This is a genomic window from Methylobacterium amylolyticum (assembly GCF_030700245.1).
Lineage (GTDB): Bacteria > Pseudomonadota > Alphaproteobacteria > Rhizobiales > Beijerinckiaceae > Methylobacterium.
In genome coordinates, this window is sequence record NZ_JAUYZI010000031.1 from 1 (window position 1) to 16170 (window position 16170).

General features: G+C 69.1%; 24 protein-coding genes. 18 read left to right on the forward strand and 6 right to left on the reverse strand.

All coding sequences use genetic code 11. The features are described 5' to 3' along the window. From Q8W71_RS20575 to rpsL, 4 genes are all read right to left on the reverse strand, one after another. Positions 1–347 (reverse strand): GTP-binding protein (locus Q8W71_RS20575; RefSeq protein WP_305527274.1); only part of this gene is annotated, 347 nt, incomplete at its 3' end. A gap of 41 nt (positions 348–388) precedes the next feature. Further along, positions 389–2464 carry an elongation factor G gene (gene fusA / locus Q8W71_RS20580; RefSeq protein WP_305527275.1) on the reverse strand — a complete coding sequence of 692 codons (2076 nt, stop codon included), beginning with the start codon at positions 2462–2464 and terminating at the stop codon, positions 389–391. A 31-nt stretch (positions 2465–2495) separates the two neighbouring features. Then, on the reverse strand, positions 2496–2966 hold the full coding sequence (rpsG, locus tag Q8W71_RS20585) for a 30S ribosomal protein S7 (protein WP_007557567.1): 471 nt from the start codon (positions 2964–2966) through the stop codon (positions 2496–2498). A gap of 111 nt (positions 2967–3077) precedes the next feature. Continuing rightward, on the reverse strand, positions 3078–3449 hold the full coding sequence (gene rpsL, locus Q8W71_RS20590) for a 30S ribosomal protein S12 (RefSeq protein WP_007557568.1): 372 nt from the start codon (positions 3447–3449) through the stop codon (positions 3078–3080). Between the two features lie 470 nt (positions 3450–3919). Here rpsL and Q8W71_RS20595 point away from each other — a divergent pair, with 470 nt between their 5' ends. Continuing rightward, complete coding sequence (locus tag Q8W71_RS20595) at positions 3920–4297, forward strand: hypothetical protein (RefSeq protein WP_305527276.1); 378 nt, start codon at positions 3920–3922, stop codon at positions 4295–4297. Between the two features lie 200 nt (positions 4298–4497). On the opposite strand, the gene Q8W71_RS20600 is transcribed toward Q8W71_RS20595, so the two are convergent. Continuing rightward, entirely contained in the window at positions 4498–5076 is a 579-nt protein-coding gene (locus tag Q8W71_RS20600) for a cysteine hydrolase family protein (protein ID WP_305527277.1), read from the reverse strand. 427 nt (positions 5077–5503) lie between these two features. Between Q8W71_RS20600 and rplN the strand changes: the two genes are divergently transcribed. The 13 genes from rplN (at position 5504) to Q8W71_RS20665 (ending at position 12479) form a co-directional block, all read left to right on the forward strand. Beyond that, entirely contained in the window at positions 5504–5872 is a 369-nt protein-coding gene (rplN, locus tag Q8W71_RS20605; RefSeq protein ID WP_305527278.1) for a 50S ribosomal protein L14, read from the forward strand. Continuing rightward, on the forward strand, positions 5872–6186 hold the full coding sequence (gene rplX, locus Q8W71_RS20610) for a 50S ribosomal protein L24 (RefSeq protein ID WP_305527279.1): 315 nt from the start codon (positions 5872–5874) through the stop codon (positions 6184–6186). The genes rplN and rplX overlap by 1 nt, the downstream gene beginning before the upstream one ends. Then, on the forward strand, positions 6179–6745 hold the full coding sequence (gene rplE / locus Q8W71_RS20615) for a 50S ribosomal protein L5 (RefSeq protein ID WP_305527280.1): 567 nt from the start codon (positions 6179–6181) through the stop codon (positions 6743–6745). Before rplX ends, rplE begins: the two co-directional genes overlap by 8 nt. A 41-nt stretch (positions 6746–6786) precedes the next feature. Then, positions 6787–7092 carry a 30S ribosomal protein S14 gene (gene rpsN / locus Q8W71_RS20620; RefSeq protein ID WP_305527281.1) on the forward strand — a complete coding sequence of 102 codons (306 nt, stop codon included), beginning with the start codon at positions 6787–6789 and terminating at the stop codon, positions 7090–7092. A gap of 10 nt (positions 7093–7102) precedes the next feature. Then, the gene (gene rpsH / locus Q8W71_RS20625; protein WP_305527282.1) at positions 7103–7498 is read left to right on the forward strand and encodes a 30S ribosomal protein S8; all 396 of its coding nucleotides are present in this window, start codon (positions 7103–7105) and stop codon (positions 7496–7498) included. 19 nt (positions 7499–7517) lie between these two features. Continuing rightward, positions 7518–8051 (forward strand): 50S ribosomal protein L6, encoded by a 534-nt coding sequence (gene rplF / locus Q8W71_RS20630; RefSeq protein ID WP_305527283.1) that lies wholly within the window; start codon positions 7518–7520, stop codon positions 8049–8051. A gap of 11 nt (positions 8052–8062) precedes the next feature. After that, a complete protein-coding gene (gene rplR / locus Q8W71_RS20635) occupies positions 8063–8425 on the forward strand; it encodes a 50S ribosomal protein L18 (protein WP_305527284.1) in 363 nt (120 codons plus the stop codon). A 157-nt stretch (positions 8426–8582) separates the two neighbouring features. Next, complete coding sequence (rpsE, locus tag Q8W71_RS20640; protein ID WP_092039094.1) at positions 8583–9170, forward strand: 30S ribosomal protein S5; 588 nt, start codon at positions 8583–8585, stop codon at positions 9168–9170. A gap of 11 nt (positions 9171–9181) precedes the next feature. Next, positions 9182–9367: a 50S ribosomal protein L30 gene (gene rpmD, locus Q8W71_RS20645; RefSeq protein ID WP_305527285.1), complete on the forward strand. Its 186-nt coding sequence runs from the start codon at positions 9182–9184 to the stop codon at positions 9365–9367. Between the two features lie 10 nt (positions 9368–9377). Further along, positions 9378–9884 carry a 50S ribosomal protein L15 gene (gene rplO / locus Q8W71_RS20650; RefSeq protein WP_305527286.1) on the forward strand — a complete coding sequence of 169 codons (507 nt, stop codon included), beginning with the start codon at positions 9378–9380 and terminating at the stop codon, positions 9882–9884. A 154-nt stretch (positions 9885–10038) separates the two neighbouring features. After that, a complete protein-coding gene (gene secY, locus Q8W71_RS20655) occupies positions 10039–11385 on the forward strand; it encodes a preprotein translocase subunit SecY (RefSeq protein WP_305527287.1) in 1347 nt (448 codons plus the stop codon). A gap of 194 nt (positions 11386–11579) precedes the next feature. After that, positions 11580–12182 (forward strand): adenylate kinase, encoded by a 603-nt coding sequence (locus Q8W71_RS20660; RefSeq protein ID WP_305527288.1) that lies wholly within the window; start codon positions 11580–11582, stop codon positions 12180–12182. A gap of 69 nt (positions 12183–12251) precedes the next feature. After that, the gene (locus tag Q8W71_RS20665) at positions 12252–12479 is read left to right on the forward strand and encodes a hypothetical protein (protein ID WP_305527289.1); all 228 of its coding nucleotides are present in this window, start codon (positions 12252–12254) and stop codon (positions 12477–12479) included. Positions 12480–12493: 14 nt separating this feature from the next. Here the strand turns inward: Q8W71_RS20665 and Q8W71_RS20670 are convergent, their stop codons facing one another. Further along, complete coding sequence (locus Q8W71_RS20670; protein WP_305527290.1) at positions 12494–12877, reverse strand: hypothetical protein; 384 nt, start codon at positions 12875–12877, stop codon at positions 12494–12496. A gap of 239 nt (positions 12878–13116) precedes the next feature. Here Q8W71_RS20670 and rpsM point away from each other — a divergent pair, with 239 nt between their 5' ends. From rpsM to Q8W71_RS20690, 4 genes are all read left to right on the forward strand, one after another. Continuing rightward, a complete protein-coding gene (gene rpsM / locus Q8W71_RS20675; protein ID WP_305527291.1) occupies positions 13117–13485 on the forward strand; it encodes a 30S ribosomal protein S13 in 369 nt (122 codons plus the stop codon). 173 nt (positions 13486–13658) lie between these two features. Beyond that, complete coding sequence (rpsK, locus tag Q8W71_RS20680) at positions 13659–14048, forward strand: 30S ribosomal protein S11 (RefSeq protein ID WP_010686167.1); 390 nt, start codon at positions 13659–13661, stop codon at positions 14046–14048. Positions 14049–14079: 31 nt separating this feature from the next. After that, a complete protein-coding gene (locus Q8W71_RS20685) occupies positions 14080–14952 on the forward strand; it encodes an MBL fold metallo-hydrolase (RefSeq protein ID WP_305527292.1) in 873 nt (290 codons plus the stop codon). An 86-nt stretch (positions 14953–15038) separates the two neighbouring features. After that, complete coding sequence (locus tag Q8W71_RS20690) at positions 15039–16073, forward strand: DNA-directed RNA polymerase subunit alpha (protein WP_305527350.1); 1035 nt, start codon at positions 15039–15041, stop codon at positions 16071–16073. Positions 16074–16170 lie beyond the last annotated feature (97 nt).

Here is a 16170-nt window from a genome sequence, read left to right on the forward strand (position 1 = left end):
GTCTGCGGCATCGGGCCGTCGGCCGCCGACACCACCAGGATCGCCCCGTCCATCTGCGCGGCGCCGGTGATCATGTTCTTCACGTAGTCGGCGTGCCCGGGGCAGTCGACGTGCGCGTAGTGCCGGTTCGTGGTCTCGTACTCCACGTGCGCCGTCGAGATCGTGATCCCGCGCGCCTTCTCCTCCGGCGCCTTGTCGATCTGGTCGTAGGCCGTGAACGTCGCCCCGCCCGACTCCGCCAGGACCTTCGTGATCGCCGCCGTCAACGACGTCTTGCCGTGGTCAACGTGGCCGATCGTGCCGATGTTGCAGTGCGGCTTCGTGCGCGAAAACTTTTCCTTGCCCATCAGAGCCTCCTAACCTTCGATAGCGATGTGACGAGACCGTCCTAGGCGTACTTGGCGATGACCTTGTCGGCCTCGCCGCGCGGGACTTCCTCGTAATGGTCGAACTGCATCGTGAAGTTCGCCCGGCCCTGCGACATGGAGCGCAGGTTGTTCACGTAGCCGAACATGTTGGCCAGCGGCACCATCGCGTTGATGACGTTGGCGTTGCCGCGCATGTCCTGGCCCTGGATCTGGCCGCGGCGCGAGTTCAGGTCGCCGATGACCGAGCCGGTGTACTCTTCCGGGCTCACGACCTCGACCTTCATCACCGGCTCGAGCAGCACCGAGCCGCCCTTCTGGAGCGCCTCGCGCAGAGCGGCGCGGGAGGCGATCTCGAAGGCGAGCGCCGAGGAGTCGACGTCGTGGTAGGCGCCGTCGATCAGCTCCACCTTGATGTCGACCACCGGGAAGCCCGCGAGGATGCCCGCGGTCAGGACCGAGTTCAGGCCCTTCTCGACGCCGGGGATGTACTCCTTCGGCACCGAGCCGCCGACGATCTTCGACTCGAACTGGAAGCCGGCGCCGGGCTCGTTCGGCTCGACCACGAACTTCACCCGGGCGAACTGACCGGTGCCGCCGGTCTGCTTCTTGTGGGTGTAGTCGATCTCGGTCCGGCGGGTCAGCTTCTCGCGGTAGGCCACCTGCGGCTGGCCGATGTTGGCGTCGACCTTGTAGGTGCGGCGCAGGATGTCGACCTTGATGTCGAGGTGCAGCTCGCCCATCCCCTTGAGGATGGTCTGGCCGGACTCCTGATCGGTCGAGACGCGGAAGGACGGATCCTCGGCGGCGAGCTTCGAGAGCGCGATGCCGAGCTTCTCCTGGTCGGCCTTCGACTTCGGCTCGACGGCGATCTCGATCACCGGATCGGGGAACTCCATCTTCTCCAGGATGACCGCCTTCTGCGGGTCGCAGAGGGTGTCGCCGGTGCGGGTATCCTTGAGGCCGGCCAGGGCGACGATGTCGCCGGCATAGGCCTCCTTGATGTCCTCGCGGTTGTTGGCGTGCATCAGGAGCATGCGGCCGACGCGCTCCTTCTTGTCGCGCGTCGAGTTGATGACGTTGGCGCCCGAGTCGATCTTGCCCGAGTACACGCGGCAGAAGGTGATCGTGCCGACGTGGGGATCGTCCATGATCTTGAAGGCGAGCATGGAGAAGGGATCGGTGTCGGTCGGGTGGCGGACGACCGGCTCCTCGGTCTTGAAGTCCAGCCCGTCGACGTCGCCGCGGTCGGCGGGGGAGGGGAGGTAGTCGACGACGGCGTCGAGGAGCGGCTGCACGCCCTTGTTCTTGAACGCCGAGCCGCACAGCACGGGATGGAAGGCGCGCAGTTGCACGGCCTTGCGCACCAGCCGGCGCAGGCCCTCCTCGTCCGGCTCCTGGCCGTCGAGGTAGGCCATCATCGCCTCGTCGTCGAGCTCGACGCAGGCCTCGACCAGCTTGCCCCGGTACTCCTTGGCCTGATCGACGAGGTCGGCCGGGATCTCCTCCTCGGAGAAGTTCGCGCCGAGCGCCTCGCCGGACCAGACGATCGCCTTCATCTTGATGAGGTCGATCACGCCCTTGAAGTTCGACTCCGAGCCGATCGGGAGCTGGAGGCAGACGGGCTTCCCGGCGACGCGGTCGATGATGTCGGCCACGCACTTGAAGAAGTCGGCGCCGATCTTGTCCATCTTGTTGACGAACACGACGCGCGGCACGTCGTACTTGTCGGCCTGCCGCCACACGGTCTCGGTCTGCGGCTCGACGCCCTGGTTGCCGTCGAGCACGCACACCGCGCCGTCGAGCACGCGCAGGGAGCGCTCGACCTCGATGGTGAAGTCGACGTGGCCAGGGGTGTCGATGATGTTCAGGCGCTTCTCGCGCCAGAAGCACGTCGTCGCGGCGGACGTGATCGTGATGCCGCGCTCCTGCTCCTGCTCCATCCAGTCCATCGTGGCGGCGCCCTCATGGACCTCGCCGATCTTGTGGGACTTTCCGGTGTAGTAGAGGATCCGCTCCGTGGTCGTGGTCTTCCCGGCATCGATGTGGGCCATGATGCCGAAGTTGCGGTAGTCCTCGATCGCGTGCGTGCGGGGCATCGGACTGCTCCTGAGAGACGGGTGGGACCGCTTACCAGCGGTAGTGCGAGAAGGCGCGGTTGGCCTCGGCCATCCGGTGCGTGTCCTCCCGCTTCTTGACGGCGTTGCCGCGGTTGTTGGCGGCGTCGAGCAGCTCGGCCGAGAGGCGCTCGATCATCGTGCGGTCGTTGCGCGACCGGGCGGCCTGGATCAGCCAGCGGATCGCCAGCGCCTGCCGGCGCTCGGTGCGGACCTCGACCGGGACCTGGTAGGTCGCGCCGCCGACGCGGCGGGAGCGGACCTCGATCATCGGGGCGACGTTGTCGAGCGCGGCCCGGAACACCTCGATCGGGTTGGCGCGGGCGCGGTTCTCGACGATGTCGAAGGCGCCATAGACGATCCGCTCGGCGGTCGACTTCTTGCCCTCGTACATGATCGAGTTCATGAACTTCGTCAGCACCACGTCCCCGTACTTGGGATCCGGGATGATCTCACGCTTCTCAGCAGAGTGACGACGCGACATTTTTTGGGACTTTCGGCGAAATTCTTTAGAGCACCCAGCGCAGGCCGCCTTGAGCTTTCGCTGGCGACATCCTTGCTGGGCAGTGGAAACGCGACCTGAAGACCTAAAAAATTACTTGGGACGCTTGGCGCCGTACTTGGAGCGGCGCTGCTTGCGGTTCTTGACGCCCTGGGTGTCGAGCACGCCGCGCAGGATGTGGTAGCGCACGCCCGGCAGATCCTTGACGCGGCCGCCGCGGATCATGACGACCGAGTGCTCCTGGAGATTGTGGCCCTCGCCCGGGATGTAGCCGATCACCTCGAAGCCGTTGGTCAGGCGGACCTTGGCGACCTTGCGGAGCGCCGAGTTCGGCTTCTTCGGCGTCGTCGTGTAGACGCGGGTGCAGACGCCGCGCTTCTGCGGGCAGGCGTCGAGCGCCGGGACCTTGTTGCGGCTCCGCTGGATCTTCCGCGGCTGGGCGATCAGTTGGTTGATCGTCGGCATCCTGTGCCCTCTTCCTCGGTCACCTGTCGGACTGACGGGCAGTCCGCAAAACGAATATGCGCCGGAGGGCCTGTCACGGTCCCTCGGCGCGGTGTGGGCAGAGGAGCACGCCCTGAGAGAGCGCGCTCGTACCTACGGATCTGACTTAAGGCGTCAGGCGATTTGAGCCTTCGGATCGCATCGGGGCGCGGACGGCGGTACGGAGATCTCCGCGGGGCCGTCGGCAGCCGGGGGCCGACCGAAGTGGCGCGCTTCTATCCGCGTCGTCCGGCGAGGTCAATGCGCGCTCCGGAGAAAATTCGCGCCCGGCGAGGCGTTAAGGTGCGGTGAACGCCCGGCCGGCGCGGGCCGGGCGTACCGGATCGGGGCAGGGGAGGCCGGGCGCGCCACACCGTTGGTTAAAGCGATTCGTCGAATTGTCCGGATCGCGGGCCGCTCGGCCTCACCTCGTGTTCCAGGGTGCGTTGCGTATGGGTTGCGTCGCGGTCAGCAACATCGTCCCCTTCCGCAGGCCGCCCGCCGCGCCCCCGGCCGGCGAGCGCGAGGCGCGCAACCGCCGCCGCGGCGAGCAGCGCTCGCTGATGGACGCGGTCTACGCCAGCGGCAGCCTCGTGGTCGCGGCCGGCGACCGCGACACCAAGCTCACCGCCTCGCGGCTCCAGGTCTACGGCTTCCTGGCGATCGAGGAGCTTAGCGAGGACGGCACCGCCCGGCGCCTGCGCCCCTCCGAGGCGATCCGCGCCCGGGCGGAGCGCCCCTGGCGCCTGTCGAAGCCGGCGATGACCACCGCGGTGACCATCCCGAGCCTCGACGGGTTCCTGTTCGACGCGCTCGGCCAGCCGGGCTGAGGCGGCGCCGGGGATCGACCGTTCCGCGAGGCCGGCTCGGCGCCACCCGGGCCGGCCGCGTCGCATGAGGGCGCGCGGTGCGACGATCACCGCGCCCATCTCCCACCACGTCCATCTTCCACCGCGGCCATCTCTCACCGCGGCCATCTCCGGAACGTCGGCGGCGGGATCGTCCGGCGCGATGACGGGTGGTCTGCCGATCAGGTCACCCGCGCGATCGACCTCAGGACGTCGTCGGTCGACACGACGGTCGCGAACTCGCCGTGCAGGTTCGCGAGGGTCATCGCGTGGATGTCCTCCGCCCGGTGCAGGTCCTCGTCCGGACCGATCCTGTCGAAGGTCCAGGCCGCATCGCGCACCAGATGGGCGTCGAAGCCGAGGTTGCCCGCCATGCGGGTCGTCGTCTCGACACAGTGATTGGTCGTCGCGCCGCAGATGACGAGGCGCTCGACGTTCGAGGATCGGAGCAGAACCTCGAGCGGCGTGCCGATGAACGCGCTGTTGACCCGTTTGACCACGACCGGCTCGCCCTCCAGCTCCCGTGCCGCCTCCATCACGCGGTGACCGGGCTTGGTCGGAAAGAAGGTCGATTGCGGATCGGTGCTCTCGTGGCGCACGTGGAAGACGGGCAGGCCGCGCCCGCGGAAGCCCCTGAGCAGATCGGCGATGCGCGCCACGGCGTCGGGGTTGTTGCGGCGGCGGCCGGCGGCCTCCCACGCGTCGAAGGCGCGCTGGACATCGATCACGATCAGGGCGACGCGAGACGTGAGGTCGGGCATGCGGGCCTCCGGGAGCGCTCTGCGCCGAGGGGGGCACCGGCTCGGCGCGAGAGAGCGCATCCAGATTAAAAGCCTGGAGTCGTGCACGTTGGCAACGCGATCGGGAACGGCTCCAGCCGCCTTCAATCCTCGCCCGCCGACGGTCCGGCAGCGGTCGGGGCGGGCGGCGCCCGTTCGGCATCGAATCCGGGGCGCGATGCGCTGCCCCCAGCCTTGCCTTTCGGCCGGGGCCGGTGTATGCGCCCGGCCTTCGCGACATTCCAGACGGGTGCTCGCACCTAGTCGAACGCGGTGACCGCGCCGGCGTCCGCGACGCCGATCGCGCGGTCGATCACATGAGCCGGGGACGAAAGATCCCCATCAGGCGTCGTCCGCCGGGCAATACCGCCCGCGTGCGGAAACCCGCCTGAAACAAGGAGTCACTCCCGTGATCCAGATGCAGACCAATCTGGACGTCGCCGACAACTCGGGTGCACGCCGCGTGATGTGCATCAAGGTTCTCGGCGGGTCGAAGCGCAAGTATGCCGGCGTCGGCGACGTGATCGTCGTCTCGGTGAAGGAGGCGATCCCGCGCGGTCGCGTCAAGAAGGGCGACGTGATGAAGGCGGTGGTCGTGCGCACCGCCAAGGACGTGAAGCGCCCGGACGGCTCGGTGATCCGCTTCGACAAGAACGCGGCGGTGCTCATCAACAACCAGAAGGAGCCGATCGGGACCCGCATCTTCGGACCGGTGCCGCGCGAGCTGCGCGCGCGCAACCACATGAAGATCATCTCGCTCGCGCCGGAGGTGCTGTGATGGCCGCCAAGATCAAGAAGGGCGACACCGTCGTCGTGCTGACCGGCCGCGACGCCGGCCGCTCGGGCGAGGTCATCGAGATCCGCCCGAAGGAGAACCGGGCGCTGGTGCGCGGGGTCAACCTCGTCAAGAAGCACCAGAAGCAGACCCAGAACCAGGAAGGCGGGATCATCTCCAAGGAGGCCGCCATCCATCTGTCGAACGTCGCGATCGCCGACGCCAACGGTAAGCCGACCCGGGTGGGATTCCGCGTCCTCGACGACGGCCGCAAGGTGCGCTTCGCCAAGACCACGGGGGACCAGATCGATGGCTGAGGCCGACAAGAACGCGTACGTGCCGCGCCTGCGCAAGCACTACGACGAGGTGGTTCGCCAGAAGCTGATCGAGGAGTTCGGCTACGCGAACCCCATGCAGGTGCCGCAGATCGAGAAGATCGTCATCAACATGGGCGTGGGCGAGTCGACCGCCGACTCCAAGAAGGCGTCGGTCGCCGCGGGCGACCTCGCGCTGATCGCCGGCCAGAAGCCGGTCATCACCCGGGCGCGCAAGGCCATCGCCACCTTCAAGGTGCGCGAGGGCATGCCGATCGGCTGCAAGGTGACCCTGCGCAAGCAGCGCATGTACGAGTTCATGGACCGCCTGATCACCATCGCGCTGCCGCGCGTGCGCGATTTCCGCGGCCTGAACCCGCGCTCGTTCGACGGGCGCGGCAACTACGCCCTCGGTCTCAAGGAGCACCTCGTGTTCCCGGAGATCTCCTACGACAAGGCCGAGCAGATGTGGGGCATGGACATCGTCGTGGCGACCTCCGCCAAGACCGATGCCGAGGCCAAGGCCCTGCTCGCCGCCTTCAAGTTCCCGTTCCGGCAGTGATGTCCTGAGGGCATCAGACGCGGACACTGGAGATAGACAGCATGTCGAAGAAGAGTTCAGTCGAGAAGAACGAACACCGCAAGGCGCTGGTCAAGCGTTTCGCGGCCAAGCGCAAGGCGCTCCTCGAGATCGCCAACAACGACGCCCTGGAGATGGAGGAGCGCTTCGAGGCGCGCCTCAAGCTCGCGGAGCTGCCGCGCAACTCGTCCGCCACCCGCATCCGCAACCGCTGCGGGATGACCGGCCGGCCGCGCGCCTACTACCGCAAGATGGGCATCTCCCGCGTGGCGCTGCGGGAGCTCGGCAACCGGGGCCTGATCCCCGGCCTGGTCAAGTCGAGCTGGTAAGGAGGCGAGCATGGTCAACGATCCCGTGGGCGATATGCTCACCCGCATCCGCAACGGTCAGCTCCGCCGCCGCAACGTCGTCCAGACGCCCGGCTCGAAGCTCCGCGCCAGCGTGCTCAACGTGCTGCGGTCCGAGGGCTACATCCGCGACTACGCGGCCACCGACCTCGGCAACGGCCGCAGCGAGTTCGCGATCGAGCTGAAGTACTACGACGGCAAGCCGGTCATCCGCGAGATCAAGCGGGTGTCGAAGCCGGGCCGCCGGGTCTACTCGTCGGTCGGCGAGCTGCCGCGCGTGGCCGACGGCCTCGGCGTCACCATCGTCTCCACCCCGCAGGGCGTCATGGCCGACCACGAGGCGCGCGAGCGCAACGTCGGCGGTGAAGTGCTCTGCACCGTGTTCTGATCGGGACGGGAGGAATCCAATGTCTCGCGTAGGCAAGAAGCCGGTCCCCGTGCCGGCGGGCGTCACCGCCACCGTCACCGGCCAGACCGTGAAGATGAAGGGCTCGAAGGGCGAGCTGCAGTTCGTCGTCCCGGCCCTCGTGAACGTCGCCCTGAAGGACGGCGCGATCGAGGTCCAGCCGATCAACCAGTCGAAGCCCGCCCGGTCCCTCTGGGGCACCTCGCGGGCCCAGATCGCCAACCTCGTGGAAGGCGTCTCGAAGGGCTTCGAGAAGAAGCTGGAGATCACCGGCGTGGGCTACCGCGCCGCGATGGCCGGCAAGGCGCTCAAGCTGTCGCTCGGCTACAGCCACGACATCGAGTACGAGGTGCCGGCCGGCATCACGATCGCCACGCCGAAGCCCACCGAGATCACGGTCTCGGGGATCGACCGGCAGCGCGTCGGGCAGGTCGCCGCCGAGATCCGCGACTACCGCGGCCCCGAGCCCTACAAGGGCAAGGGCGTGAAGTACGCGGGTGAGTTCATCTTCCGCAAGGAAGGCAAGAAGAAGTAAGGAGGGCGAAGATGTCTCGTAAGCTCGAAGCCCTTGACCGGCGCAAGGCGCGGGTCCGGCGGGCGCTCAAGGCCGCCGCCAACGGCCGCCCGCGGCTCTCGGTGTTCCGCTCGTCGAAGCAGATCTACGCGCAGGTCATCGACGACGAGAACGGCCACACCCTGGCCGCCGCCTCGTCGCTCGACAAGGGCCTGAAGGCGGACCTGAAGACCGGCGCCGACGTCGCCGCCGCGACCGCGGTCGGCAAGCTGCTGGCCGAGCGCGCCAAGGCGGCCGGGGTCACCAAGGTGATCTTCGACCGCTCCGGCTACATCTACCACGGCCGCGTCAAGGCCGTGGCCGAGGCCGCCCGCGAGGTCGGCCTGGAGTTCTAATTTGGGACTGGGCGTTGCGGATGATGCAACGACAGGGCCTCCGATCAAGCTCCGATGACCACGGCGGACCGGGCGAGCGAAGCACGCCCGGCAAATCCAAACGAATCGAGCGAGCGGGCCCGCCGCCCGCGTCAGTGAGATAGACAGGTCGAGAAACATGGCACGTGAACGGGAAGGCGGGGGCCGCGGCCGCCGCGACGATCGCGAGGAGCGCGACAGCGAATTCGTGGACAAGCTCGTCCACATCAACCGCGTCGCCAAGGTGGTGAAGGGCGGCCGGCGCTTCGGCTTCGCCGCCCTCGTCGTCGTCGGCGACCAGAAGGGCCGCGTCGGCTTCGGCCACGGCAAGGCCCGCGAGGTGCCGGAGGCGATCCGCAAGGCGACCGAGGCCGCCAAGCGCGGGCTCATCCGCGTCTCCTTGCGCGAGGGCCGCACCCTCCACCACGACGTCAACGGGCGCCACGGCGCCGGCAAGGTCATCCTGCGCGCCGCGCCCCAGGGCACCGGCATCATCGCGGGCGGCCCGATGCGCGCCGTGTTCGAGACGCTCGGCATGCAGGACGTGGTGGCGAAGTCGCTCGGCTCGTCGAACCCCTACAACCTCGTGCGCGCCACCTTCGAGGCGCTCAAGAACGAGGACAGCCCGCGCTCCGTGGCGGCCCGCCGCGGCATCAAGGTGTCGAGCCTTCAGGCCCGCCGCCGCGACGCCGATCCGGCCGACCAGTCCGAAGCCGCGGTCGCGTGAGGGAGGGTCCGATGGCAGACAAGACTCTCCGGGTCGAACAGATCGGCTCGCCCATCCGCCGCGAGGCCAGCCAGCGCGCGACGCTGATCGGCCTCAAGCTGAACAAGCTGCACCGGGTCGCCGAGCTTGAGGACACGCCGGCCGTGCGCGGCATGATCCGCAAGGTGCACCACCTCGTGCGCGTCCTCGAGGCTTGAGGAGGCCGGCATGAAGCTCAACCAAATCAGCGACAATCCCGGCGCCACCAAGGACCGGATGCGCGTCGGCCGGGGCATCGGCTCCGGCAAGGGCAAGACCGCGGGCCGCGGCGTGAAGGGCCAGAAGGCCCGGACCGGCGTGTCCATCAAGGGCTTCGAGGGCGGCCAGATGCCGCTCCACCGGCGCCTGCCGAAGCGCGGCTTCAACAACATCCACGCCGCCGACCTGAACGAGGTGAACCTCGGCCGGGTGCAGGAGGCGGTGGATGCGGGCAAGCTCGACGCCGCCGCCCCCGTGACGGTCGACGCGCTCGTCGCCGCCGGCATCCTCAGCCGTCCCCGCGACGGCGTGAAGCTGCTCGGCGTCGGCGAGCTGACCGCGAAGCTCAGCTTCGAGGTCACCCGCGCGTCGAAGTCGGCGGTCGAGGCGGTCGAGAAGGCCGGCGGGTCCGTCAGCGTGGTCTACGCCTCCGGCGTGTCGACCCGCGGCGGCGGTGCCGAGGCCGCGGCGCAGTAACGGGGGCGGGACCCTCCGGCGCATTGCGCGGGATCGTCCCAACCTCTAAGTCCAGCGCATCCGGCGGCGGCCCCTCGCGACCTCGCGTGGGCCGCCGCTTTTTTTGATTCTCCCCGGGCGCGGACGCCCGGCGCCATCTCCGGGACGGGACGCTATGGCTTCAGCCGCCGAGCAGCTTGCCGCCAACCTGAACTTCGGTGCGATCGCCAAGGCCGATGAGCTGAAGAAGCGCATCTGGTTCACGCTGGGCGCCCTGGTGGTGTTCCGGCTGGGCACCTACATCCCGATCCCCGGCATCGACCCGGAGCAGTTCGCGCGGAACTTCCAGCAGCAGGCGGGCGGCGTGCTCGGCCTGTTCAACATGTTCTCCGGCGGGGCGGTGGAGCGCATGGCGATCTTCGCGCTCAACATCATGCCCTACATCTCGGCCTCGATCATCGTGCAGCTCCTCACCTCGGTGATCCCGAGCCTGGAGGCGCTGAAGAAGGAGGGCGAGTCGGGCCGCAAGGTCATCAACCAGTACACCCGCTACCTGACCGTGGTGCTGGCGCTGGTGCAATCCTGGGGCATCGCCATCGGCCTCCAGGGCTCGTCCGCCGCGATCGATCCCGGGCCGTTCTTCCTGGCCTCGACGGTGATCACGCTCACCGGCGGCACCCTGTTCCTGATGTGGATCGGCGAGCAGATCACCTCGCGCGGCATCGGCAACGGCTCGTCGCTGATCATCTTCGCGGGCATCGTCGCCCACCTGCCGGTGGCGATCGCGGGCGCGCTGGAGCTCGGGCGCACCGGTGCCCTGTCGCCGGTGGTGATCCTCGGCGTCGGCGTGGCCGCGGTGGCGCTGGTCTACTTCATCGTGTTCATGGAGCGCGCCCAGCGCCGGCTGCTGATCAACTACCCCAAGCGCCAGGTCGGCAACCGCATGTACGAGGGCCAGACCTCGTTCCTGCCGCTCAAGCTCAACACCTCGGGCGTGATCCCGCCGATCTTCGCCTCGTCGCTGCTGCTCCTGCCGGCCACCGCCGCGAGCTTCTCGGCCAACCAGGGCACCACCGGCTGGCTCGGCACGCTCACCGCCTATCTCGGCCACGGCACGCCGCTGTTCATGGCGCTCTACGCGGCGCTGATCATCTTCTTCACGTTCTTCTACACGGCGGTGGTCTTCAACCCGCAGGAGACGGCCGACAACCTGAAGAAGCATGGCGGCTTCATCCCCGGCATCCGCCCGGGCGAGCGGACCGCGGCGTTCATCGACAAGGTGCTGACCCGCATCACGGTGATCGGCGCGCTGTACCTCACCTTCGTCTGCCTGTGCCCGGAGATCCTGTCGTCCTACGCCTCGGCGAGCCTCGGCTTCGGCGGCACCTCGCTGCTGATCGTCGTCTCGGTGACGATGGACACGGTGGCGCAGATCCACGGCCACCTGATGGCCCACCAGTACGAGGGCCTCGTCAAGAAGGCGAAGCTGCGCGGCGCCTCGACGAGCCAGCGCCGCCGCTAGAGGCGCCGCAGCCGGGCATCTGGGTCCGCGCGCCGCGTGCCGCGCGGGCTACAGATGCGGGACAACGCCATGCCTGCCCGAAAGGTGCAGGTGCCCCCCCGCCCGAGAGCCGCTAGAACCCTCCGAACGGGCGCGGCCGGGACGACCCCGCCCATCCAGGAGCCCGCGAAGCCGGGCCGGACGAGGACAACGCCATGCGCATCATTCTGCTCGGACCGCCCGGCGCGGGGAAGGGGACGCAGTCCGAGCGGATCGTGCAGCGCTTCGGCATCCCGCAGCTCTCCACCGGCGACATGCTCCGCGCGGCGGTGAAGGCCGGCACGCCGGTCGGGCTCCAGGCCAAGGCCGTGATGGAGTCGGGCGGCCTCGTCCCCGACGCGATCGTGGTGGGCATCGTCGCCGACAGGATCGACGAGCCGGACGCCAAGCGCGGCTTCATCCTCGACGGCTTCCCGCGCACGGTCGCCCAGGCGGAGGCGCTGGGCGAGATGCTGGCCGGCAAGGGCCTCGACCTCTCCACCGTGGTCGAGCTGAAGGTCGACGAGGACGCGCTGCTGGGGCGCATCGCCAAGCGCGCGGCCGATGCCCAGGCCCGCGGCGAGACCGTCCGCAAGGACGACACGCCGGAGGTGTTCAAGCAGCGCCTGGAAGCCTACCGCGCCCAGACCGCGCCGCTCTCGGCCTACTACGACAAGCTCGGCATGCTCCGGACCGTGGACGGCATGAAGCCGATCGACGCGGTGACGGCCGACCTGATGGCGGTGCTGGAGCCGCACGAGGAGCGCGCCGCCTCTTGAACCGCCGCGTCAGGGATCCTGCGGCGGCGGACGGCGTTCATGCCAGCACGTCCCCCGTCGGAGTTTCCCATGGCCACTCGTCATCTCGGCGCGGCGCTGTTCGCGCTCGCCGTCGCGCTGCCGGCGCTCCCCGCCGCGGCGCAGAGTCCCGCGCAGTCGTATGTCTACGGTGAGAAGCAGTTCCGCAACGCCTGCCGGCCGCCCCTGAAGTTCGCGGCGGGCGCCTGCGTCCGCCGCTGCCCGGCCGGCTACCGCAACACCGGGGGCTACTGCCGGCTGCTCAACCAGCGGTTCTGACGCCCCGGGGGACCTCAATCCTCCGGCGGCCCCTCCCGGGCGAGCCGGGCGCTGCGGCCGGTGCCGAAGAAGTTGACGATGTCGCTGTGCAGCGACCGCCGGCCGAACAGCCGGAGCGGGTGCCCGTCGAGGGTGTCCGCCCGGAGCTCGATCATCGCGATCATCGGGTTGAAGCGGAAGGCGGTGCGCCGCCCGGCGAACGCGGCCCACACCACCGGCGCGTCCCCGGCATCGTCCCCGTCCCGCAGGGCGACCGATCCCGGATCGGCCTCGCTGAGGATGCCGCCGACCACGGCCAGCACCACCGGCACGACCTCCTCGACATTGTGCTCGGCCGCCCGCATCACCGCCTCGGCGAAGGCCCGCAGCGTGGCGCCGTCGCTCGTCACCACCGGCATCCCATCCCCTCCCTGCTCCCCCGCCCTCTGCCGCTCCACGCCGCGCACGCGGCGCTCCCCGCGCCGTTGACACGGAGGCCGGCGCGCGCTAGCAGGCCGTCCTTCGTCCAGCCGAACGATGGTCCGAGGTGCCCTGTCCAGGGCGGCCCGCGGGCCGCGTCGTCGTTGCGCGCAGGGGCCGGCCTCCACCGGACGCGCGCGAGGTCGCTCGGTTCCCCGAGCCCATATGGAGTGAGACTGTGGCCCGTATCGCAGGCGTCAACATCCCGACCAACAAGCGCGTCGTCATCGCGCTCCAGTACATCCACGGCATCGGCTCCAAGAAGGCCGAGGAGATCACCGAGAAGGTCGGCATCCCGGCCGAGCGGCGCGTGAACCAGCTCACCGACGCCGAGGTGCTCCAGATCCGCGAGACGATCGACCGCGACTACGTGGTCGAGGGCGACCTGCGCCGCGAAGTCTCGATGAACATCAAGCGCCTGATGGATCTCGGCGCCTATCGCGGCCTGCGCCACCGCAAGCAGCTCCCGGTCCGCGGCCAGCGCACCCACACCAACGCCCGCACCCGCAAGGGCAAGGCCAAGCCGATCGCCGGCAAGAAGAAGTGATTTGTGACTGGAAGGCCGTGCTTCGCTCGGCCTTCTTCCCGTCGTGCCGGGTGGCCCGCTGCCGGGCCTGAGCATGACGGAGCGGCCCTCCACAGGCGCCGCACCCAAGTCCCAAGAAGAATCCCGAGCGCCTGGAAGTACGGGCGTGCCTGAAGGAAGAGAGTCGAGAAGAGATGGCCAAGGAACCGCAACGCGTCCGTCGCCGCGAGCGCAAGAACATCGTCTCGGGCGTCGCGCACGTGAACGCCTCGTTCAACAACACGATGATCACCATCACCGACGCGCAGGGCAACACGATCTCGTGGTCTTCGGCCGGCGCGATGGGCTTCAAGGGCTCGCGCAAGTCGACGCCCTACGCCGCCCAGGTCGCCGCCGAGGACGCGGGCCGCAAGGCCGCCGAGCACGGCATGCGCACCCTCGAGGTCGAGGTCTCGGGCCCCGGTTCGGGCCGCGAGTCGGCCCTGCGCGCCCTCCAGGCCGCGGGCTTCACCGTCACCTCGATCCGCGACGTGACCTCGATCCCGCACAACGGCTGCCGGCCGCGCAAGCGCCGCCGCGTCTGAGCGGTTTCGGACGGGACAGACGGAGAAGCCCATGACGGGATCGAAGCCGCTGCCGGGTGTGCTGCGTTGGAACCTCGGCGACCTCACGGTCACCGCGCTCAACGACGGCTGGTTCCAGGCGAGCCTCGATCTCGTCACGGGCGTCGACACGGCCGAGGCCGGCCGGTTGCAGGTGGCGGGCTTCCGCACCGAGCAGCCGAAGATCACCCTCAACGCGTTCCTGATCACCGGGCCCGGCCGCAAGCCGGTGCTGGTCGATACCGGCTACGGCGCCCTCGCCCCCGCCGAGACCCTCGGCCGGGCGGGCGCGGCGCTCGCGACCACCGGCGTGAGGCCCGAGGACGTGGAGACGGTGCTCGTCACCCACCTGCACCCGGACCATGTCGGCGGGCTCGCGCGGGACGGGGCCGCCGTCTACCCGAACGCCGAGGTGGTGGTGCACGCCGCCGAGGCGGCGCACTGGCTGCCCGACGCGGCGCTGGCGCGGGCGCCCGACGAGGCCAAGCCCTATTTCGAGGGGGCCCGCAACGCGCTGGCGCCCTACAAGGGCCGGGTGCGCGAGCAGAGCGGCGGCGAGGTTCTGCCCGGCATCACCGCCGTGCACCTGCCCGGCCACACCCCCGGCCATTGCGGCTTCCGCATCGTCTCGGGGGATAAGGCCCTGCTGATCTGGACGGACGTGGTGCACATGCCCGCGATCCAGTTCAAGAACCCGGAGGCCGGCGTCGCCTTCGACGTGGACGGCGATCAGGCGCGCGCGACCCGCAAGCGGATCCTGGACGAGGTGGCGACGGAGAAGACCTTCATCGCCGGCTCGCACCTGGAGTTCCCGACCTTCGGATACGTGGCGCGGGACGGGGCCGGCTACAGCTTCGTGCCGGCCCTCTGGGTCGGCGGCGAGTAGAGTTTCGAGATTCGAGGGCCGGGCGGCGCGCCGGGGGGCGGGCCTGCGCGGTCCGATGCGGGATCGGTCGGCGCGGTCCCGGTAGGCTGAGAGGTAGGACCGTGGTCATTCAGAAGAACTGGCAGGAACTGATCAAGCCGAACAAGCTGCAGGTCTCGACCGGCGACGATCCGAAGCGGGTCGCCACCGTCGTGGCCGAGCCGCTGGAGCGCGGCTTCGGCACCACGCTCGGCAACGCCCTGCGCCGGGTGCTCCTGTCCTCGCTGCAGGGTGCGGCGGTGACCTCGGTCCAGATCGACGGCGTGCTGCACGAGTTCTCGTCGATCCCCGGCGTGCGCGAGGACGTGACCGACATCGTCCTCAACATCAAGACCATCGCCATCCGCTCGCAGACCGACACCCCGAAGCGCATGACCCTGCGCAAGACCGGCCCCGGCACGGTCACGGCGGGCGACATCGGCACGGTCGGCGACATCCAGATCCTGAACCCCGACCTCGTGATCTGCACGCTCGACGACGGTGCCGAGATCCGCATGGAGTTCACGGTCGCCACCGGCAAGGGCTACGTCCCGGCCGAGCGCAACCGCCCCGAGGACGCGCCGATCGGCCTGATCCCGGTCGACTCGCTGTTCTCGCCGGTCACCAAGGTCAGCTACCGCGTCGAGACCACCCGCGAGGGCCAGGATCTCGACAAGGACAAGCTGACCATGACGGTCGAGACCAACGGCGCGGTGGGCCCGGAGGACGCGCTGGCCTACGCCGCGCGCATCATCCAGGACCAGCTCCAGGTGTTCGTGAACTTCGAGGATCCGCGCAAGGAGGAGGCCGCCCCGCTCGCGCCGCAGCTCCCCTTCAACCCGGCGCTGCTCAAGAAGGTCGACGAGCTGGAGCTGTCGGTCCGCTCGGCCAACTGCCTGAAGAACGACAACATCGTCTACATCGGCGACCTCATTCAGAAGTCGGAGGGCGAGATGCTGCGCACCCCGAACTTCGGCCGCAAGTCGCTCAACGAGATCAAGGAAGTGCTGGCCGGCATGGGCCTGCACCTCGGCATGGACATCCCCGGCTGGCCGCCGGAGAACATCGAGGACCTCGCCAAGCGCTTCGAGGAGCACTACTGAGCGCCTTCGGCGCTCAGGAGCGAGCAGGGAATAGCGAATAGCGAGCAGGGCAGGGCATGTGAGGCGGGTGGTTTCCATCCCTCCTCGCTACGCGCGA

Bases quoted from the DNA above. Each gene is read 5' to 3' on its own strand.
- rplF (WP_305527283.1), top strand. From the start codon at position 7,518: ATGTCTCGCGTAGGCAAGAAGCCGGTCCCCGTGCCGGCGGGCGTCACC.
- rplO (WP_305527286.1), top strand. From the start codon at position 9,378: ATGAAGCTCAACCAAATCAGCGACAATCCCGGCGCCACCAAGGACCGG.
- Q8W71_RS20660 (WP_305527288.1), top strand. From the start codon at position 11,580: ATGCGCATCATTCTGCTCGGACCGCCCGGCGCGGGGAAGGGGACGCAG.
- rpsK (WP_010686167.1), top strand. From the start codon at position 13,659: ATGGCCAAGGAACCGCAACGCGTCCGTCGCCGCGAGCGCAAGAACATC.
- rpsL (WP_007557568.1), bottom strand. From the start codon at position 3,449: ATGCCGACGATCAACCAACTGATCGCCCAGCCGCGGAAGATCCAGCGG.
- Q8W71_RS20600 (WP_305527277.1), bottom strand. From the start codon at position 5,076: ATGCCCGACCTCACGTCTCGCGTCGCCCTGATCGTGATCGATGTCCAG.
- secY (WP_305527287.1), top strand. From the start codon at position 10,039: ATGGCTTCAGCCGCCGAGCAGCTTGCCGCCAACCTGAACTTCGGTGCG.
- rpsG (WP_007557567.1), bottom strand. From the start codon at position 2,966: ATGTCGCGTCGTCACTCTGCTGAGAAGCGTGAGATCATCCCGGATCCC.
- Q8W71_RS20665 (WP_305527289.1), top strand. From the start codon at position 12,252: ATGGCCACTCGTCATCTCGGCGCGGCGCTGTTCGCGCTCGCCGTCGCG.
- rpmD (WP_305527285.1), top strand. From the start codon at position 9,182: ATGGCAGACAAGACTCTCCGGGTCGAACAGATCGGCTCGCCCATCCGC.
- Q8W71_RS20595 (WP_305527276.1), top strand. From the start codon at position 3,920: ATGGGTTGCGTCGCGGTCAGCAACATCGTCCCCTTCCGCAGGCCGCCC.
- rplE (WP_305527280.1), top strand. From the start codon at position 6,179: ATGGCTGAGGCCGACAAGAACGCGTACGTGCCGCGCCTGCGCAAGCAC.
- rpsN (WP_305527281.1), top strand. From the start codon at position 6,787: ATGTCGAAGAAGAGTTCAGTCGAGAAGAACGAACACCGCAAGGCGCTG.
- rpsH (WP_305527282.1), top strand. From the start codon at position 7,103: ATGGTCAACGATCCCGTGGGCGATATGCTCACCCGCATCCGCAACGGT.
- Q8W71_RS20670 (WP_305527290.1), bottom strand. From the start codon at position 12,877: ATGCCGGTGGTGACGAGCGACGGCGCCACGCTGCGGGCCTTCGCCGAG.
- rplR (WP_305527284.1), top strand. From the start codon at position 8,063: ATGTCTCGTAAGCTCGAAGCCCTTGACCGGCGCAAGGCGCGGGTCCGG.
- Q8W71_RS20685 (WP_305527292.1), top strand. From the start codon at position 14,080: ATGACGGGATCGAAGCCGCTGCCGGGTGTGCTGCGTTGGAACCTCGGC.
- rplX (WP_305527279.1), top strand. From the start codon at position 5,872: ATGGCCGCCAAGATCAAGAAGGGCGACACCGTCGTCGTGCTGACCGGC.
- rpsE (WP_092039094.1), top strand. From the start codon at position 8,583: ATGGCACGTGAACGGGAAGGCGGGGGCCGCGGCCGCCGCGACGATCGC.
- fusA (WP_305527275.1), bottom strand. From the start codon at position 2,464: ATGCCCCGCACGCACGCGATCGAGGACTACCGCAACTTCGGCATCATG.